This window comes from Bifidobacterium criceti, assembly GCF_002286935.1.
Classification (GTDB): domain Bacteria; phylum Actinomycetota; class Actinomycetes; order Actinomycetales; family Bifidobacteriaceae; genus Bifidobacterium; species Bifidobacterium criceti.
On the sequence record NZ_MVOH01000006.1, the window covers coordinates 97,154 to 122,039 of the forward strand.

At 61.1% G+C, this 24,886-nt stretch carries 19 protein-coding genes and 1 pseudogene; 6 read left to right on the top strand and 14 right to left on the bottom strand.

Going from position 1 to position 24,886, the window contains the following annotated elements:
- Positions 1 to 45: 45 nt before the first annotated feature.
- From B1526_RS02130 to B1526_RS02150, 5 genes are all read right to left on the bottom strand, one after another.
- A complete protein-coding gene (locus tag B1526_RS02130; protein WP_095614478.1) occupies positions 46 to 1,257 on the bottom strand; it encodes an SPFH domain-containing protein in 1,212 nt (403 codons plus the stop codon).
- A gap of 52 nt (positions 1,258 to 1,309) precedes the next feature.
- Positions 1,310 to 1,891: a hypothetical protein gene (locus B1526_RS02135; protein ID WP_095614479.1), complete on the bottom strand. Its 582-nt coding sequence runs from the start codon at positions 1,889 to 1,891 to the stop codon at positions 1,310 to 1,312.
- Positions 1,892 to 1,965: 74 nt separating this feature from the next.
- Positions 1,966 to 2,415: a hypothetical protein gene (locus B1526_RS02140; protein ID WP_026644469.1), complete on the bottom strand. Its 450-nt coding sequence runs from the start codon at positions 2,413 to 2,415 to the stop codon at positions 1,966 to 1,968.
- Positions 2,416 to 2,467: 52 nt separating this feature from the next.
- Entirely contained in the window at positions 2,468 to 3,124 is a 657-nt protein-coding gene (locus B1526_RS02145; RefSeq protein ID WP_095614480.1) for a hypothetical protein, read from the bottom strand.
- 40 nt (positions 3,125 to 3,164) lie between these two features.
- Complete coding sequence (locus B1526_RS02150; protein ID WP_095614685.1) at positions 3,165 to 4,775, bottom strand: DUF6591 domain-containing protein; 1,611 nt, start codon at positions 4,773 to 4,775, stop codon at positions 3,165 to 3,167.
- A 483-nt stretch (positions 4,776 to 5,258) separates the two neighbouring features.
- Between B1526_RS02150 and B1526_RS02160 the strand changes: the two genes are divergently transcribed.
- Together B1526_RS02160 and B1526_RS02165 are read left to right on the top strand one after the other, a co-directional pair.
- Positions 5,259 to 6,008, top strand: a complete 750-nt coding sequence (locus B1526_RS02160) for a helix-turn-helix domain-containing protein (protein ID WP_235606988.1) — start codon at positions 5,259 to 5,261, stop codon at positions 6,006 to 6,008.
- A 104-nt stretch (positions 6,009 to 6,112) separates the two neighbouring features.
- Positions 6,113 to 7,441: a hypothetical protein gene (locus B1526_RS02165; protein ID WP_133088406.1), complete on the top strand. Its 1,329-nt coding sequence runs from the start codon at positions 6,113 to 6,115 to the stop codon at positions 7,439 to 7,441.
- Positions 7,442 to 7,674: 233 nt separating this feature from the next.
- On the opposite strand, the gene B1526_RS02170 is transcribed toward B1526_RS02165, so the two are convergent.
- The 8 genes and pseudogenes from B1526_RS02170 to B1526_RS02205 form a co-directional block, all read right to left on the bottom strand.
- Positions 7,675 to 8,322, bottom strand: a complete 648-nt coding sequence (locus B1526_RS02170; RefSeq protein ID WP_235606989.1) for a hypothetical protein — start codon at positions 8,320 to 8,322, stop codon at positions 7,675 to 7,677.
- Positions 8,323 to 8,612: 290 nt separating this feature from the next.
- Positions 8,613 to 9,833: a GTP-binding DUF697 domain-containing protein gene (locus tag B1526_RS02175; protein WP_095614483.1), complete on the bottom strand. Its 1,221-nt coding sequence runs from the start codon at positions 9,831 to 9,833 to the stop codon at positions 8,613 to 8,615.
- Between the two features lie 122 nt (positions 9,834 to 9,955).
- The gene (locus B1526_RS02180) at positions 9,956 to 10,558 is read right to left on the bottom strand and encodes a DUF6591 domain-containing protein (protein WP_095614484.1); all 603 of its coding nucleotides are present in this window, start codon (positions 10,556 to 10,558) and stop codon (positions 9,956 to 9,958) included.
- 451 nt (positions 10,559 to 11,009) lie between these two features.
- A pseudogene (locus B1526_RS09455) lies at positions 11,010 to 11,198 on the bottom strand (hypothetical protein); the annotation flags it as partial.
- On the bottom strand, positions 11,195 to 12,763 hold the full coding sequence (locus B1526_RS02190) for a Y-family DNA polymerase (protein ID WP_095614686.1): 1,569 nt from the start codon (positions 12,761 to 12,763) through the stop codon (positions 11,195 to 11,197). The pseudogene B1526_RS09455 and the gene B1526_RS02190, both read right to left, overlap by 4 nt.
- 144 nt (positions 12,764 to 12,907) lie before the next feature.
- Positions 12,908 to 13,648, bottom strand: a complete 741-nt coding sequence (locus B1526_RS02195; protein ID WP_095614687.1) for a creatininase — start codon at positions 13,646 to 13,648, stop codon at positions 12,908 to 12,910.
- A 63-nt stretch (positions 13,649 to 13,711) separates the two neighbouring features.
- Positions 13,712 to 15,010 (bottom strand): MFS transporter, encoded by a 1,299-nt coding sequence (locus tag B1526_RS02200; RefSeq protein WP_095614688.1) that lies wholly within the window; start codon positions 15,008 to 15,010, stop codon positions 13,712 to 13,714.
- Between the two features lie 232 nt (positions 15,011 to 15,242).
- Positions 15,243 to 16,790 (bottom strand): PucR family transcriptional regulator, encoded by a 1,548-nt coding sequence (locus B1526_RS02205; protein ID WP_162287920.1) that lies wholly within the window; start codon positions 16,788 to 16,790, stop codon positions 15,243 to 15,245.
- A 151-nt stretch (positions 16,791 to 16,941) separates the two neighbouring features.
- Between B1526_RS02205 and B1526_RS02210 the strand changes: the two genes are divergently transcribed.
- The 4 genes from B1526_RS02210 to purD all read left to right on the top strand — a co-directional run bounded on the left by B1526_RS02210 (position 16,942) and on the right by purD (position 22,521).
- Positions 16,942 to 18,279 carry an amidohydrolase family protein gene (locus tag B1526_RS02210; RefSeq protein ID WP_095614487.1) on the top strand — a complete coding sequence of 446 codons (1,338 nt, stop codon included), beginning with the start codon at positions 16,942 to 16,944 and terminating at the stop codon, positions 18,277 to 18,279.
- 167 nt (positions 18,280 to 18,446) lie between these two features.
- On the top strand, positions 18,447 to 19,997 hold the full coding sequence (purF, locus tag B1526_RS02215; RefSeq protein WP_095614488.1) for an amidophosphoribosyltransferase: 1,551 nt from the start codon (positions 18,447 to 18,449) through the stop codon (positions 19,995 to 19,997).
- Positions 19,998 to 20,084: 87 nt separating this feature from the next.
- The gene (gene purM, locus B1526_RS02220) at positions 20,085 to 21,119 is read left to right on the top strand and encodes a phosphoribosylformylglycinamidine cyclo-ligase (protein WP_095614489.1); all 1,035 of its coding nucleotides are present in this window, start codon (positions 20,085 to 20,087) and stop codon (positions 21,117 to 21,119) included.
- Between the two features lie 136 nt (positions 21,120 to 21,255).
- The gene (gene purD / locus B1526_RS02225; protein ID WP_095614490.1) at positions 21,256 to 22,521 is read left to right on the top strand and encodes a phosphoribosylamine--glycine ligase; all 1,266 of its coding nucleotides are present in this window, start codon (positions 21,256 to 21,258) and stop codon (positions 22,519 to 22,521) included.
- Between the two features lie 189 nt (positions 22,522 to 22,710).
- Here the strand turns inward: purD and B1526_RS02230 are convergent, their stop codons facing one another.
- Positions 22,711 to 24,810: an LTA synthase family protein gene (locus B1526_RS02230; protein WP_235606991.1), complete on the bottom strand. Its 2,100-nt coding sequence runs from the start codon at positions 24,808 to 24,810 to the stop codon at positions 22,711 to 22,713.
- Between the last annotated feature and the right edge of the window lie 76 nt (positions 24,811 to 24,886).

The following is a 24,886-nucleotide window of genomic DNA, read 5'->3' on the forward strand; positions in this document are numbered from 1 at the left end:
CTGGTTATCTTTGGGTGTCGTCAACACCCAAAGATAACCAGATGGCTACAGCCCCAGGATCTGCCTCTTCTTGAGGTTGAACTCCTCTTGGGTGAGGATGCCAGCGTCGAGCAGCTCCTTGAGGCTCTTCAACGCCTCCATCTGTTCGGACACCGACATCGCAGGCTGCGCCGGCGCACCCTGCGCCGCCGCGGACTGTGCGGTCGACGGCGCGACCGCCGCATTCGCCGCGTCGACCTGCCCGGGCATCTGCTGCCCCGGCATCGCACCCGTCATCGGATTGACCCCCTGCGCGAAGCCAAGGCCGAGCATCATCCCGCCCATGTCGCCGAACCCGTTGTCCTGCACACCCTGCGCGATCTTCTGCTGCGCCGCGATGTTCGACGCCTGCTGCGAAACGTTCTCGTACGCCGTCACATTCATCCGGTTCGCCGCATACTGCTTGACGAGCTCCCGTGATTCCGGCGTGAACTCGATGCTCTCGATGCCGATGCCCGCAAGATGGATACCGAAACGAGACTCCCACGTACCGGCGTTGCCCGCGTCAGCGGCGATCGTCTGCGCGATGGCGTTCGCCTGGCTCGGCAGTTCGGAGATGCGGTACTCGTTCGACAGCGAGTTGAGCGCGACCGAGAACGACTGCATGAATTCGCTCAGCAGCTGCGATTTCGTCTTCGGATCGTCGAAGCTGATGTAGTCGACGTTCGGTGGCACAAATTGGCGGATGAACGCGGTCGGGTTCGTGATGCGCAGCGACATCATGCCGCGCGCACGGATGTCAAGGTCGGTGTCGTAGAACCTATCGTGGTACATGAGCGGCGCCGGCGTGCCGAATTTGAGTCCGCGGATCTCGCGCAGGTTCACGAACGCGACACGTTTGTTCGCGACCGGTTCGCCGCCGTACTTGAACCGCTCCCCGATCTGCCCGAAGATCGATTTGCCGATGCCGTCGCCCGCGAAGACGCTGTCCGTGCCGCCGGTGCGGTACTCGTACCCTCCGGATTCGGTGATGATGTTCTCGATGCCCGACTGGTCGAAGATGAACGCGGCCGTGTTCTCGGGCACGTAGATGCGCGACCCGTTCGAGATGACTGCGTCCGAATGCTTCGTGTTCGAGCCGCGCCCGCGGTTCGTCTCCTGGTACACGCCCGGCATGAGCGCCGCGTGTTCATCGAACTGGTCGACGGTGATGATGTCGAGCCACTGGTCGGCGAACGTGCCACCCAATGCGCCCGCGAATGCCTTGATCAACGCCATTGTCGCCTTCTTTCTGAAGTTCCTGGGAAGTCAACGGGTTCCTGCGCGGCGGCTACAGCTGCTCGGTCCTGCCGCAGTATTCGCATATGACGGTGTCACCTTCCGTCCCGTGCAGTGCGGCCCCGCAGCCGAGGCATGTGCGCGACACTGCTTTCCCCGCGCCTTTCGGTTTCGCCAATCCGCTCATCGTGAACGCTTCGGCGACTTCCTTCGTCGCACCGCTCAGCATGCTCGCGATTCCGGAGATGAACGTCTTCGGCGCGCCGACGATGTCCTCGTCGCTGCCGGTGATCTCCTTGTTGATGCCGTTCGCAAGCTTCATGAGATCCGTATGGGACTCCATGCGCAGTTCGATCTTCCCTTTGCGTAGCAGGATGTCGCATTGGTGGTTGTCGCCTTTGTCGATGATGAGCTGCGGCTTGCCGTTCACCACCTTGATGTCGCGCAGCGCCCACGAGAACGTGTGGTCGATGTCCTTGCCGAACATCTTGATCTGCGTGTACGTGAACACGAGACTCATGTTGGTCAACGTCAGTTCTCCGCGCTCGAAGCCCTTGAAATCGGGGCTTTCGCAACCGACGCCGTCAAACTGCGCGATGATGCCTTCATTCGGCAGCAGATCGATGCTGTGCATATCTGTCCCTCCTCACTTCCTTGTGGAATGTGCTTCTCTCAGCTAAATTCACCGTACCAGAGCGGCCTTAGCTGTCATGCGCTGGCGACTGCGTTCTTGTTGCCGCGCTTGACGACGATCATCCAGATCGATCCTACGATGACGGCGACGGCGGCGATGTAGAACAGATAGACGCCGAAGCCGAGGCTATAGGATCCGTATGGGGTGAAGCTCATATTGAAATAGACGTAGGTCAATGTCGCGATGATCGCGAAGACGAGCGTCGGGATGCCTTTCGCGGCGATCGCGAAGATGAGCGCGAGCACACCGCATGCCGCGATGACGATGATTATGCCGAGGATGACCTCGGATACGCCGAAGCTCATGTTCGCGATCTGCTGCATTTCCTTCCACCGTTCCGCGATCGTGAACGCCGTCATCGTGTCATTGCTTGCCGTGGCGTATGGCAGCACGAGTGAGACGAGCATGACGAGTGATCCGATGATCGTGAGCGCGCGCGGTCCTGCGAGTGATGTCCTCTTCATGATGACTCCTTATATATAGAAAAGAAAGATTGATTGAATGAATGGATGATTGCTACCCATGACTGATTTGGACGACGATCGACGCGCACAGCAGCAGTACTGTCGCGACACATGCGATCGCGAGCGCGATCAGGACAAGGTTGCGTCCTGACACGTGCCCTCGGCGCCCAGTGACCGCGAATGCCACGCCGCATACGGTGAACATGAGGATGATGAACATGAGGGCGCCGCTCCAGTTCGGGCTCCATTCGTCGAAGCTTGATACGCCGTATATCGCGCCAAGGCATGCGACGACGACCGCGGCGATCGCCCATTTTGAACGTGGTCCGTTGTTGTCCGCGGTGACCCAACGCCAGAACCGCCGTTTCGCGATGACATCCGAGGGAACGACGGTGCTCTGCGCGGCCATCTGTTCGGCAAGCTCACGGTACAGGCGGCTGCATGCGCCACTGCTGTCGTTCGCGCCGAGCGGCGCGTCGATGATGACCGCACTCTGTTCGCCGCTTTCGACGACGCGCGCCTCGTATGTACCACCACCGTTTGGAAGATGGAAACTCACGGTGCGCGCGGCGTCATCGTTGCCGACCACGTCGAATCCCGCACTGTACCGCAACGTCTGCAGCAACGTGGCATAGGTCTGCGCGACGGGCGCTTGATAGCTTTGCCGAGCTACTGGCACGCGGTGTGTCGCGGGATTCGATTCGGTCATGATGGGTCCTTCGGATAAGTGGATAGTGATTGGGAGTGGATCAGCCGACCGAGGCGAGCCGCTGGTTGACGCGGTTCATGACCTCAAGGTAGTACTGCAGATCGGCGTCGGTCCATGTGGACTGGTCCATTCCCTCGATCTTCTGCGTCATATCCGAATATTCCTGCATCATCTTGAGGTATTCGGTCATCATGCCGGACTGGTCGGAGGACGAATTGTACTTCTCCATGAAGTCGCAGTACTTGTTCATATACGACTCGTAGGAATCCATCGCTTCCTTGACGGCAGGGGTCACGCCACCGGAGTTCTGGTTCTGCGCCCCCTGCTGCTTCTTCGCTTCCTCCTCCTGGGCCCTCCTCTCCTGCTCTTCGAGGCGCTTCTGCTCCTCCTCGGCCTTCTTGCGCTCCTCCTCGGCCTTCTTCTCTTCCTCAGCCTTCTTGCCGGCTTCCTCCTCGGCCTTCTTCGCAGCCTCCTCGTCGGCAGCGTCGTCTTCCTCTTGCTCCTTTATATAAGATGCTGATTCGATTTGAATCGTCATTTGTTTATAGCTTTCGCCATACTGCACACGAACTTCGTCGCCATCATTGTTCTTCGCCTGATAATGAACCGAGCTCTTCTCATAATCTGCAGTGAAGCCAGCTTTCTTTATTTTCTCCACATAGTCATTAAATTCTTCTGGCGAAATATTGCATACTTGCATGGCCATATGGTCAGAGTATTCATAATATATCCTGCCTTGAGCATTATCCATCGCAGGCAATTTGGCGGAAATGCCATCACGCGGGAATGTGACAGCAGAGCAGGAGGTGGTATCTTCCGAAGTCGACGACGAAGAAGACGAAGAAGACGAAGAAGACCTTCCGCTTGCAGCCCCAATCAGCGACAACACCAGCGCAACGACGGTGACGCCAGCCGCAATGACCGTGAGCATGCGACCATGCTTCCTCCCCGGTTGTGTTTGCGAGAACGCCAATATACACAGCACAATGGGGACAATTGCAAGGACTACGCACAATCCAATCGACGGGTGCGTCCCCATAGCGAACAGACCGATAAGGAAATACACGGCGCTAACGATGAGCGACGCAACTGCAATCGCGGACGTCCTCCCCGTGTTCTCGTCGGTCAGCAGCGCCGCGAACTTGTTCTTCGGCGCGCGATGAGCGCCAGCGCCCGACTGATTACCGTCAGCGGCTCCGCTCGTCGGCGTCGTCGACACCGGAGTCGTCGTGGTAGTAGTCGCATCCATCGTCGGCATCGCCTGCGTCGGCTGTTCCTGCGTGGTGAGCACGGTCGTCGTCGCGGGCGGCATCGTCTGCGTCGGGGCCTGTACCATCAGCTGGTCGCCGAGATCCTTGTAGAATTTCGCGATCTCCTGCTGTGCGCTCTCCCCCGCCTCGGCCGGCACCGTCACCTGCACGGTGCTGAAGGAGGAATCGGTGCCTTCCGCCACCTTCGCAATGAACAGCCCACTGATGACCGGAGCACTGAACGTGACGGTCCTCGTTTGATCGTCCTTATGGATCAGATCGAATCCGGCGCTGAACTGCAACATCTGCTCCAATGCGCCGTACACGTCCTGCGCCGATGCCATATATGTCTGTTGATTCGGCTGCGGACCCGCCCCTAGGTTCACTTCTGGCGTGGTCATGACTTCTTCCCTCCTCCTTGGCGGCAAGGTGTGCGGATGCATGATCGCGTCCGCACACCCGATCACCTATCGGTCGTTCTGTTCCAGCGCGGAACTCCCCATAGAGGCCGACGCCGGGCTCCCGTCATCCGCCGTACGCGGACGATGCTCACCCGACGACGCCTCACGTGCCGCCTCATCCAACTCTCGAACGCCGCGCAGAATCATGCTTGCCAACTGAGCGAACATATCTGCACTCCTTTCTGACGAGAGATGCTCCACGACCGTCCTTCGGTCATGTCGGGTCTGCGCCCTGCCATGCTTCTCGTCATTAAGGGGCATGTTTTATTCGCGAATCGCACTCCTTACCTATCGCGACAATCGGCGGTTTTCCGGGGATATGACGAGTCCTATGCCCTGTTGTTCCATTCTCGAAACTTCGGCATATAATGTCAATGACATAACATGTTATAAATTTGCGGATTAAGAGAAGGCGAATATAGCATGGATGATATAACCCAGCTTCGCGCCGCCTGCTGGCGGCAACGGTTGCGCGAGTGCCTGCGCGAGCGCGGCCTCACACAGGTGGAGTTCGTCAGTGCGCTCAATCGCACCTATCTGACGAAATTCCACCAGAAGGACGTCAGCAGATGGCTCAACACCGGCAACCAATCCGCGAACGGCACGATCGGCTTTCCCAAATACGAGACGATGATGCTCATCGCGGACTTCTTCGGAGTCGACGTCGGATATTTGACCGGCGAGACGGACGAGACATCCTTCGACCTCGAGAAGGCGAGTTCCTATACGGGGCTGAGCAGCAACGCCCTACTGGCGATCCGTGAATGGATAGACTCCCCCGGCGGCTCCCCCGACGCCGAATTGCGCGATTGGCGCGCCGATACGATCAACCGCATGTTCTTCTCGGATCTGTTCAACGAGCTGGCGGCGAAAATGCTCACGCTCTATGAGATGTCCACGATCTGCCACACCAACCCCGAGCGGTTCCACAATCTGATGCGGTCGCTCGCCGCCAGCAGCGAGCTGCCTGACGATCTGACGTTCCAATTGATCATCGGCGCGTTCTACGGCATGGCGAACGAATCGTTCTCGGCATTGCTGAAAGACGCCTACCCCACCCCGACCGAACAACAATTCGAGTACTCCCTCGACACACAGGACATCTCGGACACACAGGACGATGACGATGCGCAAGAGACTTCCGACGACGACCTTTGGTACGGCGCGCTCTGAGGCCCGCTGGATGGCGCATATTGCATACATGTGCCGCATATAGCCGCCCCCACTGCGGAGATTTGTGTCATATTCCGTCGTCTTCCCCTCCATAACACAGCGATATGGGGATAATTGAATGCGCAGAAGGTTTACCACATCGATATCGATGTAGCGAGCTCAACCTGAACGGCAGAGAAAGGAACACCATGGCCGAAGAGATCGAAGTATACGGCGATGATGATGGCATCATGCTTCTGGGAGATTCCGAAGACATCCAGCAGGCCCTCGCCGAGCTCCAGATCAGCGAAGAGCACACGACGGACATCAGCAAGGCTGCGATATTGAAGACCGCGCATCGTGCCACGAAAATGTTCGGCAAGGCACAGGAACGTTCGGGACGGTGGGTGAAGCTCACGAAGGAATCCGCACAGAAGGCCCGCGAGCACGGGTTTCTGCGCAATAACGCCACCGGCAACTTCATGGGAGTGATCGGCAAAGGCGGCAAAGGCGGCATCAAAGGCAATGTGCAGTTCGAGAGGATAGCGGGAGGCTTCAACCCCGCCAAAGTGGCGAATGTCGAAATGCTCATGCTGACGATGGCACTTGAACAGGCGATGAAGGAGATGACCGACTACCTCAAGCAGATCGACGCGAAAGTCGATCAAGTGCTGCGCCAGCAGAAGAACGCCGAGCTTGCCAAATTCCTCAGCGTCGCCGGATTGGTGGCGGAAGCCGAGAACGAACTGTCCCACATCGGCACCCTTTCGGATGCCACATGGGACCAATTGGGCAACAGCGCCCAGACAGTGAACGAAGTCCAACAGTATTCACTGCTCCAGCTCAAGGACATCGCCGAGAAGATCGCCTCGTCGGTCAACGATACCCGGACCACGAAGGACACTCTCGTCAAGGCCCGATCAGGCATTGGCGATTGGCTCGCCGTCGCCGCCGATTGCCTCCGCATGCGGGACCGCATCGATATGCTCAAAGTGCAGCGCTTCATCGACGCGGACATCACACCGGACCTCCTCAGCAAGCATCGTTTCGTCATCGCGGAGAACCGACGCGCCCGGTACCATTCCATCACCGATGCGACCGCCCATTTGCGGCAGGCCATCAAAGAAGCGGTCCAGGGCAAGGATGACACCATGCGCGTCATCCTCCTGCCGATGGACGCACCTGTCGTCATGCGCGAAGGCAATGCGATCGTGGACGCCCTTGCCCGATTCGACAAAGCCCTGGGTGAGGAATATGCGGTGACACACTTCTCCGAGAAGCAATGGAATGATGCGATGGGTGAAGTCGGGCAAGCGTTGGCGGACGGCACCGGCCATCTCCTGCAGCAGGCGGGAGACAACCTGAAGGAAGGCACCAAGCAGGTCGGGAATCTGGTCAACGGTGCAGGCGACCAGATCAAGAAGGCATTCGGCAATTTCCCGAAACTGTGGTGACCTGATCTCCCCCAAACTCAGCCCCCTTCGCGCCGTGCACGGCCTTTCTCGGCATCTTTGGGTACCTAAAAACGGCCGCGCGCGGGCGTGTCAGGCACCCAGCGGGGCTATCTGGTCATCTTTGGGTATTCAAGACACCCAAAGATGACCAGATAGCGCCGCTTCTGACACGACACGCCCATATGGAGACTTTTCAGGCACCCAAAGATGGCCAAATACGCCGATACGCGGCCTTACGAGGCCTTCGCGAAGCTGAAATTGAGCTTCGCATCAGGGTTGACGCTCGCGACAATCGACGTATAGAACGATTTCGTTTGCTCTTCTAGGATGTCCCGGTTCGAATCAATGTATTCCTTCTTCGCTTTGTCGGTAAGGATGTTGTTCACCATGTCAAGGGAATCTATCTGTTGCGTGCCAAAGCTCAATGCACCATTTTGTTCGACGATCACGCGGTATTCCGGATGATCATACCCAATGAATTTGAATTCCGGAATCGAGACATCGAACGTGTTCTCGCCAGCCTCTTTGATGACGACTTCCTTGCCTTCAAACCCAAGTTTCGCATCGAATGTGTATTGGATGAACCGCGCGCGTTCCGTCCCCGGGATCTCCATATTGAAGAAATGGCTTTTGTTCTCTTTCGAGATGATGCCCGTCACACCAAGCCTCAACAGCGACACTTCCTTCGTTCGCTTCATCGAATGAATCACCTGGGTGTCATCCGTGCCCTTCTCACGCAGCCACGGCGGCATCACCGAGGGACACAACCAGAAGATCCCTAACGTTCCGGCAATCCCGACTATCACACATAGAATCGCCACAGCCCAGATGTTCCCTTGTTGCAAACTGCCGAACTTCTTTCTTCCGTTTGTTTCAGCCATGGGCTCTCTCCTCCCTCACGTCAGCGAAAACCGGCCACCTTCGCCCGCAACAGCGCATCCGGTGCGACAAAAGGAACATCGCCCGAATCCACTGCACCTCCTTTTCACGGGATTACTCTATCAGAGAAACCGATAACGGGGACTCTGTCGTCCATGATTGCGATGCGCACAGGAAAGAGCGGTAACGTAAATAGCACGCAAGAAGAATCGATAGTCAAATCAACATAATCAGTCTGATAATGTCTCTCCATTAACACCCGAGATTCCCCCGCAATGTCAATGCGTGACATTCACTTCCCACGGCCGAAGAACGCGGCTTTGACGAGGTCGATGATCATCTGCGTCATGTCCTTGCCGCCGCCTTGCGTCGCTTCGGCGATGCCGCTGACTTTGCCGATGAATCCGTCACCGAACTGTTCCTCCATCAGATGCTGCACCCAACTCGTGTCGCGCACGCTCCGCTGGCCGGTGTAGACCTGTTCGAACGCGACGACCGCGCCTTCGCCGAGCGCCGCGATGATGCTCGCCGCGACGACCGCGTTGAGGACGCTCGCCGCGATGTTGATGCCGGGAATCGCTTTGATCGCGCTGATCGCCGAATGCGCGACGACGCTCGCCGTGCCGACCTGCACGATCGAGTCGAGGAAATGCTTCGCATCCTCATGTTTGTCTATCTCGTACAGCCGCGCGAGGCCGTTGAGTTCGGCGAGTTCGAGTGGGGACAGCACAAGCGAATCGGCGATCGGGATCGGCACGGCGCCCACCGTGGCCCCGGCGACGACGCTCACGCCGATGAGGCCTTGTGCGAGCGCGCGTTTCCGCGCGAGCTTGAACTGCATCAGATCGCGTGTGCCGCCTTGCATGCCTTCCGGCATCGCGCGCATCGTCGCGTCGATGAGGTCGGTGATGCCTTCGGGCGCCGCGAACGCGGTCTCGTTGATGATGTAGGTCTGCGCGACGACGGGCACGATCGCACGCAGGTTCCTTTCGACGCGCGTCCCGCGGAACGCTTCGCGCACCATGTCGATGTTGCGTGCGCGGTCCGGCTGCGAATACGACTTCGTGATGACGGCGATGATCGGCACCGATTTCCACATGCGCACCGCGTTCGACAGGTTGCGGATCGTTTCCGGGAACAGTTTCGCAGCGGTGCCGTCCACGCAGAACCAGATGACGTTGATGCGTGTGTTCTCGTTGCCGTCTTTCGCGCTCAAACGTGACCATTTGCGTACCGCGTACACAGCGCGCATGCTTTTGATCGGCGACGGTTCGAATCCGATCGAATCGATCACACGGAACGGCACGTCGGGGCTTTCGTAGATGTCGAGTTCCTCGGTCGTGCCGCGGGTGCCGAAACTTGTTTTCGCGACGTCGTCACCGATGACGGCGTTGATGAGCGTCGATTTGCCGACGCCCGAGTTCCCCAGGACGAACACATTCCCCTTGGGCGCGCCACCGTTCGTCGGCGGTACGGGCTGCACGTCGATCACTTGGCCGTTATCGTATGTCATGCCGCCATCATAGGCACACGCGCATCGACGTGTCGCCGGCTTGCCCTGTGCGCATAGGTGTGTCACTTGGTGCGCTGTCGTACCGCGGCGCGGCGATAGGTGTGTCTACGCATGCAGCTGCGTCACTCCGTCTGGTCGGCGTCCTGTCCGGATGTGTTCGAAAGGGCGTTGCGCGATTCCTCGGCCGCCTTTTCGCGCGCTTTCGCTTGTTGTTCCGCCTCCTCGGCCGTACGCGGCGTCCGCACGAGTTCCGAACCGGTCGCCTCGACCATCATGTCGTCGACGCGGTCGAGCATCGCATCGAATTCCTTCTGCTGCTCGGGTGTGAGTTCCGTGTCCTGGACCGCGTGGAGCTGCGCCATGATGTCCTCCGCCTGTTCGTTCCAGGCGATGTAGTCCTCCACCTCGCTTGCCGGGATGCCTTCGTCGCTGTTGAGGAGCGTCGCAAAATGCGCATACTTCGTCATGAATTCCTCATAGTTCTTCATGACCTGTTCCGGATCGGTCGTCGATGGCGTGACTTCCTTCTTCCCCTCATCCGAAGCCGCGCTTTGCGAAGACGCCGACGAGGGTGATGCTTCGGCGGACGCGTCCTTCTTCGATGTGAAGTGCAGCGCGAGGAGGATGCCCACCGCGACCAATGCGGCGACGATCACGCCGACGATGGCGATGACCCACACCTTCTTCTTCGATGCGGCTTCCTGATCCGACGTGGTCTTTTCCATTCCGTCTCCTTGACATCGTTTGCATCACACTGGTCGCAATCTAACTACCATCGTAACAAATCAGAGCCATGACAACTTCCGCATACTCACATCTTCCACCGTGTTTTTGACACAATCTTCACGGTTGCGCTCGCGACACCCGATTCCCGATATCCGAGATTCCCGACCCCCGATATTCCGATATCCCATCCACATCCGATCACCGATCCACGTCACCATCAGCGCCCTTCATGGCGATCCGTACAATGTCCGTACACGCCACGCCGACGCCGTCATCGAAGAACAGCCTGTGCGATGCGCCATCATACCGTTCGACGACACCTTCGGCCGTCACATACATGCCGCGGTCGGCACGGTCTGCCGTCCGGAAATACGTCACCGAGACAACCGGATGGTCATCGATGCGCGCGAGCACGGCCGCGAACCTACGGTCGAGTTCCTCGCGTGCATCCTCCCCGAGTTCGATACGGCGTTCGACGGGTTTCGACGCGTCCTCGATGAGCTCACCGTATCCGCTGAGCGCCGCGAACGGCATGAACTGCGCCGCCCGCTGCCCGACGGGCATATGCCCATGCGCGCGCGAACGGTGGTGCTCCATGACGATGATGTCGTCATAGCGGTGCGTGGGCTCAAGGATCATGAGGCGTGCCCTCCTATCTGCCGGTTGCGCTCGATGCCGGTCGCGCCTTCCTCAAGGTTACGCCCAGTGACCACGGCATTGCCGCCGAACCGCTCCTTGACGCCAAGCAACGCGCGTTGCACAGCGAGCTCGCGCGCATCGCGCCCCATACCCCCATCCCGCCGCACGGACACATCCTCCCCATCCGTGCCTTCGCCGGCCACGGCATCGAACAGGTCCTGCTGTTCATACCTCCCATGATGGGTGCCATCCGCAGCGACGCCATCGCCACCGTCCACACCGTCCGTCCCGACCCGCGACGCCCCAACGGTCACGCGCCGCACGAGCAGCCGCTCATCGGCGATACGGTCGAACACATCGGCGAAGGCCTCACGCAGACGCGACGCGTTCGCGCGCGCATGATCGAGCCGTTTCGAGCCGTGCGCGCTTTTCGGCGTGCGCCTGCCGTACCGGTCGGTCGAGACCGGCCCCCTGTACCCTTGCGCCTGCGGACGGTCGAGACTCGTGGCATCATAGCCGATCGTCAACATGACGAGATCGGTCACCTCGCCGTGCCTGAGCAGGTCATAGGCGACCTCGTCGGCCATTTCGAGCACGATCGTGCGCGCATGCGCCCAATCGTAGGGTTCATGGAGCACCTGCCCGCAGCTGAGTGACGACGAGCGCGGCTTGTACGCCTTGATGTCCGCAATCGTGCACGGCTCCCATCCCCATGCGTGGTCGATGAGCAGCTCCGCGTTGACGCCGAACATCCTGTAGAGCAGGTCCTCGTTGTAATAGTCGTTCGCCGAACCGAGCGAACAGCGCGCGATGTCGCCCATCGTCATCAGTCCGCGGTGCTCGAGCGCGCGCGAGACGCCACGCCCGACGCGCCAGAAATCGGTGAGCGGACGGTGCGCCCACAACGTACGCCGGTACGCCATCTCGTCGAGCCGCGCGATGCGCACGCCGTCACCATCCGCCGGGATGTGCTTCGCGACGATGTCCATCGCGACTTTCGCGAGATACAGGTTCGTGCCGATGCCCGCCGTCGCCGTGATGCCCGTCTCCGCGACGATGTCCGCGACGATGCGACGCGCGAGCTCGTGCGCGTCGCATCCGAAAAACGTGAGGTACGACGTGACGTCGATGAACACTTCGTCGATCGAATAGACATGGACGTCCTTCGCGTCCGCGTAACGCAGATAGATGCCGTAGATGCGCGCGCTCGCCTCAAGATAGCGTGACATATGCGGTTTCGCGATGACGAACGCCGCTTTGAGCGACGGGTCGGCCGCGAGCCGCGCCGCACTTGTCGACTCCCCCGCGAACCTGCGTCCCGGCGCATGCACACGCCGCGTTTCATTGACGTCCTGCATGCGTTGTTCGACTTCGAACAGGCGCGGCCGTCCGCTTATGCCGAGCGCCTTGAGCGACGGCGAGACGGCGAGGCATATCGTTTTGGACGTGCGCGACTCATCCGCGACGACCAGATTGGCGTCGAGCGGATCAAGGCCGCGTTCCACGCATTCCTCGGACGCGTAGAACGACTTGAGGTCTATCGCAAGATACGTTCGCTCGTTCATGACGACCATTATCGAACAGATGTTCGAAGTCGTCGAGTCCGGCGCGTCGTGCGCCGAAGTCCCATGGCATGCCCGTGATGGAAGGATGGCGTATGCGGGGACGGTGCCGACACCGCCGGCACCGTCCCCGCATACGCCAAGGCATCAGGCGAACTCGCGCTCGCAGATCGACGCGACCTCACGCACGCATGCCTCCGCCATGAGCTTCCCGGCTTCGGCGGTCGCCCCACGTGGATCGGCGAGGCCGCCGTACGCCGGCACGTCCCCCGGACGCACCGGGTAGCGCACGTATGGTCTCGGCGTCACCGGCCCCTCGTATACGATGCGATCCATATGCACGGCCTCGGGCGCGTAATGCAGCATGAGCGCCGTCTCGGTGACAGCCGCGTGTTCGAGCGCCCACCCCGGGAACACAAGGTCACCGCTGAACACATCATCGATGACGTCCTGGGTGAGCGGGTCCCACCAGTTCGTCTCGATGATCGTCGCCGCGCCTCCTGTCTCCCTCGTGACGAGGTCGATCGCTTCCACAATGAACGCCTCGTTCTCGAAATGGGCGTTCATGACGACGATCTTCGTGAATCCATCGTCGATGAGCTCGCGCAGCACGTCGTGCATCTGCGCGATGACGGTCGCGCCGTTCATGTCGATCGTCCCCGGGAACAACGGCCCGCCGCCGGAAAGCGGCTTCGATTTGTATCCGTAGCTGATCGTCGGCATGACCGTGCCGTCCACGGCCTTCGCGAGGTCCTCGGCGATGCACGCCGCCAACGTCGCATCGGTGCGCATCGGCAGATGCTGGCTGTGCTGTTCGGTCGACCCGATCGGCACGATGACCGGCTTGTCCTTGCGGGCCGCGAACTCCGGCCATGTCATCTCATCCATACGGTACGTCATTGTTGTCTCCTTTGTTGTCGTTTCACATCCACAGTGCGCCGCACCGCACATTCAGATCGTCCCCAGGTCCTTCTCGGTGTTCTCATGCGACAGGCACATCGCCACGAGCGCGATGGCGGCGATGACGACCATGTACCAGGCAGGGGCGATCGCCGATCCGGTCGCCCAGATGAGCCACGTCGCGATGAACGGGGCCGTGCCACCGAACAAGGCGTTCGCAAGGTTGAAACTGAACGCGAAACCAGTGAACCGCACGCTTGTCGGGAATGTCTCGGTCAGATAGCTCGACAGTGTGCCGTCATTCGCGGTGAGCGTCGCGCACAACGCGAGCTCCACGAGCAGCACCGGCCAGAACGCGCCGGTCTCGAGGATCATGAAGGCGGGGACGGTCAGCACGATGAACGCGACACAGGCGCCGACGAGCACCTTCTTGCGGCCGAAATGATCGGAGATATGCCCCATCGCGAAGACAAGACCGATGTAGAGCACAAGGCACACCGTCGTGATGAGCGAGGATTGCGAGGCCTCCATGCCGACCGTTTCCGAAAGGTACGTCGGCAGGTACGTGAGCACCGTGTAGAAACCGACCGCATTGAGCATGCACGCGCCGAAGCTGAGCAACACCTGCTTGAGATGATCGTGGAACAGTGTGCGCAACGGCGAGACGTTGCGCGTCCCCTTCCCCGCATCCATTCCGCCTTCCTTGCGTTCGAGCTCGGCGTTCATCTGTTCGTAGATCGGCGAATCCGCGACATTGTTGCGGATGTAATGCACGATGAGTCCGAGCGGACCCGCCATCAGGAACGGCACACGCCATCCCCATGCGCTCATCGCCACCGCATCCAGGTTCGTCGTCATCAGCATCGCGAGCGTCGAACCGGCGAGGAGTCCGATCGCGGTCGACGCCGGAATGAGTGAGCAATAGATGCCACGACGCCTGGCAGGGGCGTATTCCCCAAGGAACGTCGCCGCACCAGCGTATTCGCCCGATGCCGAGAAGCCCTGCACCATGCGCATCAACAGCAACAGGAGCGGTGCGAGCACGCCGATGACCGCGTAGGCCGGCAGGCAGCCGATGAGGAACGAGGCCCCCGACATCAGCAGGATCGACAGGCTCAATGCCCGTTTGCGCCCGAACCTGTCTCCGAAATGCCCCCAGAACAGCGCCCCGACCGGTCGGAGCACAAACGACAACGCAAAGACGCCGAAGGTCTCCATCAGCGCGACCGTGCGGTTGGAGGAGGGGAAGAACACGCCCGCGATGACCGTGGCGAAGTACGAATACGAGGCGTAATCGAACCATTCGATGAAGTTGCCGAGGAACGACGACCATGCGACTTTGCGCACCATGCCCTGGCGCTCATCTTCCGGCTCGCGCTCCACGCCGCCCAGCTCACGGACATCCATGCCCATATCTGTTATGGCACTCATGGCATCCACCTTTCTACTCTGCTCGGATTGTCCATCCGCGGCGTCGTGCCGCGATATCCGCACTATCGCGCGATGCGTTTGCCGCACCATGAACGCATCGTTAATGCCGGCGCCGATGCGGACGACGTTTCGTCAACGCGACCGCGGCCCCTCACCACGTCGCCCCAGGCGCGTCGCCGTTCGTCTCGGCTTCGATTTGCGCCGCGAATAACAGTAAGGACCAGGCGACGCCATCCTCGGATGTGATTCCGCAAAACCTTGTCACTTTGTCAAGCCTGTTGTACAGCGTCTGTCGCTGGATTCCCAGACGCTCACATGCGCGGGTCTTGTTGTCCCCCGTCTCAAAACAGGCGGCGAGTGTACGGACGAGCGCATCATCCGCCGCGAGGGACTCCCCCATCATCACACCGCGCAGCATCGCGAGCGCTTCGTCCGTCCTCCCCACATGCGCGAACCGTGGGAGCAGCCCGTCGTATACGCTGTGCATCATCCCCCATTGCGGCGCGCCCGACCGAATCCATGCGCGCATCACGCCAATCGCATCGGCGAGCATGCCCGCCTCCGCGACGGCGCGGCCGCCGATCGTCCAGACTCCTCCGGCATCGGCGGCCGCCCCTGCAAGCACTTCGTCGCATTGGTTCGAGAGCCAAGCGAGGCCGGTAGGAACCCCTTCCTCTCTTCTCCCGCACACGCCGCCGTCCACATGGACGAGTCCGAACATCACACCGCCATCCAACATGCATAGTGTCTGGGCCCCCTCGATTGAGGCGAACCCCTCCAGCAGCCGTTCGATGCGCCCTGCGGACGCCGTGAGCGAGCGCACGCCGACAGCGAATGGGTAGTACGACGCCGTGTCGCCGGCCCCGAGCGCCTTGAGCAGCTGGCCGATGTCGCCCGCCTCCTCGCGTCCCGCATGTATGCCATCGGCTGGTCCGGACAACACCCGCGCGGTCATCGCGGCGGATGCGTCCCGTGGCATGAGCGCCGCCATGACCTGTCCGACGACATGCGCGATCTGTGTGCGTGTGCGTTCGTCGAACAGCCGTACGCGCTGCGAAAGTTCGAGTGTGGCGACCGGCACGCCTTGCCGTTCTATCGGGATGAGCACGACAGGGGCCTCACCAGCGTCCATCGTCGGGCCATACTGTGCGATCGGCAAACCGTCGGCGTCGTAGATGGCGACCGATTCTCCGCAGATATGCGAGAGGTGTTCACCCACGTCCTGTACATCGTCCGCCTGTGCGAGCTCGCGTCGCAGCACCGTGGACAATGCGTCCACTTCCATTTGCACAAGGAACTGGTCCTTGACGATGAGTGTGTTCACGCTCTGGCAGGCGTCGACGAATGGTATGCGCGAGCGCAATCCGATGACGGGAAGACCGCGCTCGTCCGCACGCGCGCGTAGCGCCGCGGGAATGTCCTTCAGTCCTTCGACGAGCTCGACGACGAGCCCCGCCGCGCCGATGTCCGCAAGCGAGTCCACGTATTTCGCGAGTTCGTGGTCCTCGAGATGGGCGAACAGCGCGCTTCCTTCGACGATGACGAGTTCGCCGCCGGAGAGGAAGCGCGCGACATCATACCGTTCGTTCGTATACGCCCACCGGACGGTGTTGTCGAGCGTGTCCGGCGACGCTTCGACGATCGGATCCGCTTTCGCAAGCACGGATCGCGTGAGGATGTCCTTGACCGTGACCGTCATACAAACCGTCCATTCCCTGTTGCCATGCATTCACATCGCCGCCATACGCGCGCAAACGATGCCGGCGAGAATAGCGGGCACAGATTACAGGAAACCCAGACGCACGTTACCGGCACGTCACACATGGCGCGCCGGCACGAAAGGAGCCATGATGGCCACGACGGTATTCACGAACGCCGCATTTCGCGGATGCACGGAACCCCAGGACATGCTCATCGAGGATGGCGTGTTCCGCATGATCGGCACACATCTGCTCCCGAAGCTCGCCGCACAGGGATACGACCTCCGGGATGCGTCCATCGTCGACCTCACCGGGCATCTGGTCAGCGCACCGTTCTGCGATACACATCTACACCTCGACTATGTGTTCACATCACGCAAACCCGGTGCAGCGAACACGTCGGGCACGCTGTTCGAAGGCATCCAACGCTGGGGTGAGACGAAGTCCGACCTCACCGTCGATGAGGTGAAGGGACGTGCGCGCAAGGCCGTCGCGATGGAGGTGCGGCACGGCGTGCAGTACATCCGCACCCATGCCGACGTCACCGACCCGAGACTCACGTCGTTGCGCGCCCTCCTCGAACTGCGCGAGGAACTCAAGGACCTTGTGACGATCCAGATCGTCTCGTTCCCGCAGGAAGGCATGTACTCGTATGAAGGGGGCGCCGAACTCGTCGAGGAGGGACTGCGGATGGGCGCGGATTGCGTGGGCGCCATCCCCCATTACGAGGCGTGCCGCGAATTCGGCGAACGTTCGATGCACACGACGGTCGAGCTCGCGTCCCGCTATGGCAAACTCATCGACGTGCATTGCGACGAGACGGACGATCCGAACTCGCGCTACGTCGAGCTGCTCGCCGCACTCGCCGGCGCGGAGGGCATCGGGACGATGACGACGGCGAGCCACACATGTTCGCTCGGATCGGCGGACAACAGCTACTTCTTCCATCTGACGAAGCTGCTCAGGCATGCGCGGATGAACTTCGCGTGCGCACCCACCGAGAACCTCTACCTGCAGGGCCGTCAGGACACGTTCCCGAAACGCCGGGGCATCACACGGGTCAAGGAGCTCACGGATGCGGGCATCAACGTCTCGCTCGGGCAGGATTCGATGCAGGATCCGTGGTATCCGCTCGGCAACGGCAACATGATGATCATCCTCGACTATGCGCTGCACCTCGCGCAGATGATGACGCCGCACGAAATCGAATGCGCGCTCGACCTGCTCACCGTCAACGGCGCGACGACGCTGCACCTGTCGGACACCTATGGCATCAAGGAAGGCAACGCCGCGAACTTCATCGTGCTCGACGCGCACAACGCGTTCGACGCCGTGTACGAGCGCGCGGATGTCGTGATGTCGGTGCGCGATGGGCGCACCATGTTCCAGGCGACGACGACGGTCGACACACCGGTGCCCATGCTCGCCGAACACCTGTCCACGGATGCGCCGATGACGGCGGCACCCGATTGGCTCATCCGCGCCTGAGACACCACACCGTACGCCCATGTCCGGCATGTGAATGGGCGTACGGTTTCCTTTCGTTGGAATTCCGCCGTTTTCACAAAATACTCGTTTGCCGATGTAGCCGACGCTTGCTAGGGTTTATCCCGTAGCGAATCCCTTTGTCTCCATTGTCCGGAAGGAGCTTCGGCTTGTCTGCTGAACTCGAAGAGATCCATGAAGAATGCGGCATCTTCGGTGTCTGGGGTCACCCGGACGCCGCCCGTCTCACCTACTTCGGACTGCACGCGCTGCAGCACCGCGGCCAGGAGGGCGCCGGCATCGTCGCGAACGACCACGGTCATCTGAGCGGCCATCGTGGTCTCGGCCTGCTCACACAAGTATTCAAAGACGAGAAAGACATCCAGAAACTGCAGGGCGACCGCGCGATCGGCCACGTCCGCTATGCGACCGCCGGCTCGGGCGGCCTCGACAACATCCAGCCGTTCATCTTCCGTTTCCATGACGGGGACATGGCGCTGTGCCACAACGGCAACCTCACGAACTGCTTCTCGCTGCGCCGCGCGCTCGAAAACGAAGGCGCGATCTTCCATTCCAATTCGGACACCGAAGTACTCATGCACCTCATCCGCCGTTCCGTGCGCAGCACCGTCGTCGACAAGCTGCAGGAGGCGCTCAACACCGTGCATGGCGGCTTCGCGTACCTCATCATGACCGAGGACGCGATGATCGGCGCACTTGACCCGAACGGGTTCCGTCCGCTTTCGCTCGGCCGCATGACGAACGGCGCCTACGTCCTCGCGTCCGAGACGTGCGCGCTCGACGTCGTCGGCGCCGAACGCATCCGTGACATCCAACCGGGCGAAATGATCATCATCGACGATTCCGGGTACCGCACCCTCAAATACACGAGCCATACGCAACTGTCGATCTGCTCGATGGAATACATCTACTTCGCACGTCCCGATTCCGACATCTACGGCGTCAACGTGCATTCGGCGCGCAAGCGCATGGGCGCGCGCCTCGCGCAGGAGGCGCCCGTCGACGCGGACATGGTCATCGGCGTGCCGAACTCGTCATTGTCCGCCGCGTCCGGCTACTCCGAGGAAGCCGGACTTCCGAACGAAATGGGTCTCATCAAGAACCAGTACGTCGCGCGCACGTTCATCCAGCCGACGCAGGAGCTGCGTGAACAGGGCGTGCGCATGAAGCTCTCGGCCGTCAAATCGGTCGTCAAAGGCAAACGCATCATCGTCCTCGACGATTCAATCGTGCGCGGCACGACGTCGAAGCGCATCGTGCAGCTGCTCAAGGAGGCGGGCGCCGCCGAAGTGCATATGCGCATCAGCTCACCGCCGCTCAAATACCCCTGCTTCTACGGCATCGACATCTCGACGACGCAGGAACTCATCGCCGCGAAGAAATCGGTCGAGGAGATCCGCGAATTCATCGGTGCGGACTCACTCGCCTACCTTTCGCTCGACGGCCTCATCGAATCGATCGGACTGAACGCGGACGCCCCCTATGGAGGATTGTGCGTCGCCTATTTCAACGGTGACTATCCGACCGCGCTCGACGATTACGAACAGGACTTCCTCGATTCGCTCACACCGTCGGACCGCGTCCGTCTTCCCGGGTACGAAGGTCGCAAAACGCTCTACGAGGGCACCGAATACACGTGCCGCGCACACGGCGAGCATGCGGCCGCCGATCCGACCGAATACTGCATCGCGAACGAGTGACCATCCCTGTGCGCATATGCGCACATCAATACCGACACCAACACACCAACACACAACCAGGCACGAGTTTCCTAAGAAAGGGTGAACATGCCACAAGCATATGAGAACGCCGGCGTGAGCGTCGAAGCGGGATACGAGGTCGTCAAGCGCATCAAGTCGCATGTCGCGCGCACGAACCGTCCCGGTGTCGTCAGCGGCATCGGCGGTTTCGGCGGCCTCTTCGACCTCGCGTCACTCGACTACAAGGAGCCGGTCCTCATCTCCGGCACCGACGGCGTCGGCACGAAGCTCGTCATCGCCAAACTCATGGACAAACATGACACGATCGGCATCGATTGCGTCGCGATGTGCGTCAACGACGTCGTCGCGCAGGGCGCGCAGCCGCTGTTCTTCCTCGATTACATCGCGTGCGGCAAGAACGACCCGGCCGTGCTCGAACAGGTCGTCTCGGGCGTCGCCGACGGCTGCGTCCAGGCGGGCGCCGCGCTCATCGGCGGCGAGACCGCGGAGATGCCGGGCATGTACGACGCCGACGAATACGACCTCGCCGGATTCACGGTCGGCTGCGTCGAACGCTCGAAGATCGTCGACGGTTCGGCGATCCGCGAGGGCGACGCGCTCATCGGCCTGCCGTCGACGGGCGTGCATTCGAACGGGTTCTCCCTCGTGCGCAAGGCGCTCTTCGCACAGGCCGGCTACGACGTGCACACGCGTCTTGACGAACTCGACGGCCGCGAGATCGGCGATGTGCTGCTCACGCCGACGAAGATCTACGTGAACGCGCTCATGCCGCTGTTCGAAGCCGGCCTTGTGCACGGCGTCGCGCACATCACGGGAGGCGGTTTCATCGAGAACGTGCCGCGTATGCTCCCCGACGGCCTCGCCGCGCGCATCGACCTCGGCGCATGGCCGGTCCCGCCGATCTTCGACGTCATCGAGAGGGCCGGCGACGTCGACCATATGGAGATGTACAACATCTTCAACATGGGCATCGGCATGGTCGTCGCCGTCCCCGCCGACCGCGTCGACGAGGTCATGAACCTCCTCGACGATGCGAACGAGGCGGCGTACCGCATCGGTGCCGTCGTCAAGAAGTCCGAGGTGGACGTCGAACTCATCTGAACAATCGTGAAGGCCGCGCGCGCTTGCGCCGCGGCCTTCGGCATGGGCGCGTACGCGTCCGCCGTTGTCCACGGACAACACAGATCCACGACGGGATCATCACGAAGATTTCCGAGTACCACGAGAAAGAAGAGACATGAAGGTTTTGGTCATCGGTTCCGGCGCGCGCGAACATGCGATCGCCGACACGCTGCTGCGCGGCGGCAGCGTCGAAGAGGTCACGGTCGCGCCCGGCAACCCGGGCATGGAACTTGACGAGGGCATCCGCACATTGCAGCTCGCGCCGTCGAACCAGGCCGCACTCATCGATTTTGTGCGCAACAACGACTATGACTGGGTGTTCGTCGGCCCCGAGGTGCCGCTCATCGACGGCATCGTCGACGCGTTCGCCGAAGCGGGCATCAAGGCGTTCGGTCCGCGCAAGGCGGCCGCGCAGATCGAGGGGTCGAAGGACTTCGCGAAGCAGCTCATGGCGCGTTACGACATTCCGACGGCCGCGTACAGGACGTTCGACGAGCTCGTGCCGGCGGTCGACTATGTGCATGAGCATGGCGCGCCGATCGTCATCAAGGCGGACGGGCTCGCCGCCGGCAAGGGCGTGACCGTCGCGATGGACGAGGACACGGCCGTCGCCGCGCTCAACGACATCTTCGTCGACCATCGTTTCGGTTCCGCCGGTGCGAAGGTCGTCATCGAGGACTTCCTCGAAGGTCAGGAGTTCTCACTGATGAGCTTCGTGAACGGCACCGAGTTCTGGCCGATGCCGATCAGCCAGGACCACAAGCGCGCCTATGACGACGACAAGGGCCCGAACACGGGCGGCATGGGCGCGTACAGCCCGGTGCCTCAGATCGGGCAGGATGTCGTCGACGAGGCGATCAAGACGATCGTCAAGCCGACCGTCGAGGCGATGGCGCAGGAGAACACGCCGTTCACCGGCATCCTCTACGCGGGTCTCATCGCGACCGCGGACGGCCCGAAGGTCATCGAGTTCAACGCGCGTTTCGGCGACCCGGAGACCGAAGTCGTGCTGCCGAAGCTCACGAGCGACCTCGGTGCCGCGATCGACGCGATCCTCAATGGTGACACGCCCGAGTTCACGTGGGACGAGGACAATGCGACGCTCGGCGTCGTGCTCGCGTCCGACGGGTATCCGAATGATGTCGTCAAGGGCGCACGCATCCCCGCGCTGCACGTCGACGCCGACTCCCACGTCTACTATGCGGGCGTCGCGCGCGATGACGACGGTCTCGTCGCGAACTCCGGCCGCGTCCTGCTTGTCGAATCGTCCGCTCCGACGCTCGCCGAAGCGCAGCAGAAGGTCTACGCGATCCTCGACTCCGCGGATACGACCGGCATGTTCTACCGCCACGACATCGGCGCGAAGGCGCTCAAGGACTGACGTTCCCGCTACCGTCACCTGCGATACGTACACATATACAGGGGTGGTCGGCATCCATGAGGATGCCGACCACCCCTTTTGTGCACGATGCGCGCGTTGTGGATGACCGTGCGTCGTGGCGCCGCCGCCAACTACTGCCACGTGCGCGTTGTAGACGGCTGTCTATTGCGGCACCGCCGCGGCCGCCGACTACTTCGGGAGTGACATGAAGTCGGTGTCCTTGAGGTAGTTCGCGCCCGCGGTGATGTCGTATTGGATGAGCTTGTAGTCGTCGAGCAGCTGCTTCGTCGCCGCGTCCATGTCCGCAACGCTCATCGGCTTGCCGTCCTGGCCAAGGTAGATCGCCTGTCCTTCGGGGATGCGGTCCCATCCTTGGATTGTGTTGACGACCGGGGGTTCCATCGCGGCCACATGCTCGTGCATGAGCGTGAGGAAACCGATGTATGGGGAGACTTTCGCGTTCATCTGTTCCGCCGCCTGCGCGATGAAGAAGTTCGGCGACGAGTACGCGCTGTCGTCGATCTTCGTGTCATGGCTCCATGACGCCTTGTTCGACCAGATGAAGTAGTCGGTCAGATGAAGGTCGATCGAGTTCTTCGTGTCCGCGCCCGCCGTCGCGTAGATGCCGGGGAGATGGTCGCCGTAGAACACGACGGTGACCGGTTTGTCGATGTCGTCGAGTTCCTCAAGGAACTTGAGTGTCGCGTCGTCGGTCAGTTCCATGCCTTTCGCATACGTGCGGATCGACTTCTTCTCCTTGTCGGTGAGTGGTTTCGTCGAACCGTCCGCGTCGTGTACTTCGAATTCGTTGTTGGTGTACCAGTCGTTGTACGGCATGTGGTTCTGCATCGTGATGACTTGGAGGAACTGGTTGCCGTCCGTTTTCTTCAGTTCCTCGATTGTGCTCTCGTAGGTCGCTTCGTCGGAGACGTATGGTGAATCGTCGATCCTGTCCTGGTGCGAGATGATGTCGTCGCCTTTGAGCGCGTAGAAGTGTGAGAATCCGAGTTTCTTGTAGTTCGTCTCACGCGAATACATGCTCGGTTCGTACGGGTGCAGCCCGATCGAGTTCTCCGGCGGCCCCCACAGCTGGTTGACGCTCGGCGTCCAGCATGCGCCCGGCACGAGCTGCTGGTATGGGCTTGTGAGGGACGCGTCGAAGTTGGCCATGCTCAATCCGGTCAATCCCATGTATTCGAGGTTCGCGGTGCCGCCGCCGTATCCGGATGAGAGCATGAGGCCGCTTGTCGTCTCCCCTTTGATCTTGCGGATGTTCGGCATCGGGTCCTTGTTGAGTTCGACGCCGGGCACACGCGTGGGGTCGGAGAACGATTCCGACAGCACGTAGATGACGGTGCTGTCGTCGAGCGAATGCGTACGTGTCTCGTTGATCCGCGCGGCGTCCTTGCGGTAGCGTGCCGCGACCTCGTCCATCGTCTCCTTGCTGTACGTCGCCGGCATGTCCATGACCTTCGGGTCGACCTGCCGCAGGAACGAGACGACGACGCCGTTGCGTTGCGCGTCGTAGACCGAATCCCACATCGATGGTTTGTCGCCCATGCCGCGCGAGACGTGGTATCCCCACGAGTCGACGACACCGACGGACTGCCCGTAGCCGCCGATCGCGAGCGCGGGCGCGAGCACGAGCAGTACGCGCACGCATGCGCCGACCGCGTTGTTGCCGCCCGCGATGAGCGCGCCGTGGCGTGGGTCGAAGTGTGCGCAGATGACCGATGCGACGATCGAGACGACGATGATGGCCGCCGCGATGCCGAAGATCATCGGCGCTTCGGGTGGCAGGAACTTCATCAGGTCGCCGGTGTTCTTCCCGAGGAAGTTGAGGTCGGATGGCAGGATCGCCTCGTAGCGTGTCGCGATCTTCATCTTCTCGGTCGCCGCGATGACGGCCGCCGCCGACAGCAGGATCGGCGTCGCTATCCAGAACCGGTTCGTCGCCATGAGCAGCATGAGGTAGACGAGTGCGATGATGATGAGGTTGAGCAGCAGCACACAGTTGCCTTGCGTGACCATTTTGTGCCACATCGTGCCGAGGTTCTCGCCTGTGCTGGACAGTTGTACACGCGTCGACGTGAGTGCGACGCCCCACTGCATGATCGCGAGCGACGCGTAGTCGACGAGCAGGAAGAGCACCGCGTATACGACCGCCCATATCGCGCGCGCGGTGCGCGTCCCGTGGGTGCGCTGCGCGCCGCCGCTGTCGTCCGGGTTGATTGTGCGGATCGAGAGTTCCTCGATCTCGTTGTCCTGTCGCTGTTGTCCGTTGTCCACTATGTGCCGCTCCAGATGGTTCGTTCGTGTCGTGGGTCGTATGTGAAAAAGCCGCGTCCATTTTCCTCCGACAAGC

Excerpts from the sequence above, each read along its gene's own strand:
- B1526_RS02175 (WP_095614483.1), bottom strand. The coding sequence starts at position 9,833 with ATGACATACGATAACGGCCAAGTGATCGACGTGCAGCCCGTACCGCCG.
- purD (WP_095614490.1), top strand. The coding sequence starts at position 21,256 with ATGAAGGTTTTGGTCATCGGTTCCGGCGCGCGCGAACATGCGATCGCC.
- B1526_RS02130 (WP_095614478.1), bottom strand. The coding sequence starts at position 1,257 with ATGGCGTTGATCAAGGCATTCGCGGGCGCATTGGGTGGCACGTTCGCC.
- B1526_RS02170 (WP_235606989.1), bottom strand. The coding sequence starts at position 8,322 with ATGGCTGAAACAAACGGAAGAAAGAAGTTCGGCAGTTTGCAACAAGGG.
- B1526_RS02135 (WP_095614479.1), bottom strand. The coding sequence starts at position 1,891 with ATGCACAGCATCGATCTGCTGCCGAATGAAGGCATCATCGCGCAGTTT.
- B1526_RS02180 (WP_095614484.1), bottom strand. The coding sequence starts at position 10,558 with ATGGAAAAGACCACGTCGGATCAGGAAGCCGCATCGAAGAAGAAGGTG.
- B1526_RS02145 (WP_095614480.1), bottom strand. The coding sequence starts at position 3,124 with ATGACCGAATCGAATCCCGCGACACACCGCGTGCCAGTAGCTCGGCAA.
- B1526_RS02165 (WP_133088406.1), top strand. The coding sequence starts at position 6,113 with ATGGGGATAATTGAATGCGCAGAAGGTTTACCACATCGATATCGATGT.
- B1526_RS02195 (WP_095614687.1), bottom strand. The coding sequence starts at position 13,648 with ATGGATGAGATGACATGGCCGGAGTTCGCGGCCCGCAAGGACAAGCCG.
- purM (WP_095614489.1), top strand. The coding sequence starts at position 20,085 with ATGCCACAAGCATATGAGAACGCCGGCGTGAGCGTCGAAGCGGGATAC.
- B1526_RS02140 (WP_026644469.1), bottom strand. The coding sequence starts at position 2,415 with ATGAAGAGGACATCACTCGCAGGACCGCGCGCGCTCACGATCATCGGA.
- B1526_RS02160 (WP_235606988.1), top strand. The coding sequence starts at position 5,259 with ATGGATGATATAACCCAGCTTCGCGCCGCCTGCTGGCGGCAACGGTTG.
- B1526_RS02205 (WP_162287920.1), bottom strand. The coding sequence starts at position 16,790 with ATGACGGTCACGGTCAAGGACATCCTCACGCGATCCGTGCTTGCGAAA.
- B1526_RS02150 (WP_095614685.1), bottom strand. The coding sequence starts at position 4,775 with ATGACCACGCCAGAAGTGAACCTAGGGGCGGGTCCGCAGCCGAATCAA.
- B1526_RS02210 (WP_095614487.1), top strand. The coding sequence starts at position 16,942 with ATGGCCACGACGGTATTCACGAACGCCGCATTTCGCGGATGCACGGAA.
- B1526_RS02200 (WP_095614688.1), bottom strand. The coding sequence starts at position 15,010 with ATGGTGCGCAAAGTCGCATGGTCGTCGTTCCTCGGCAACTTCATCGAA.
- B1526_RS02190 (WP_095614686.1), bottom strand. The coding sequence starts at position 12,763 with ATGAACGAGCGAACGTATCTTGCGATAGACCTCAAGTCGTTCTACGCG.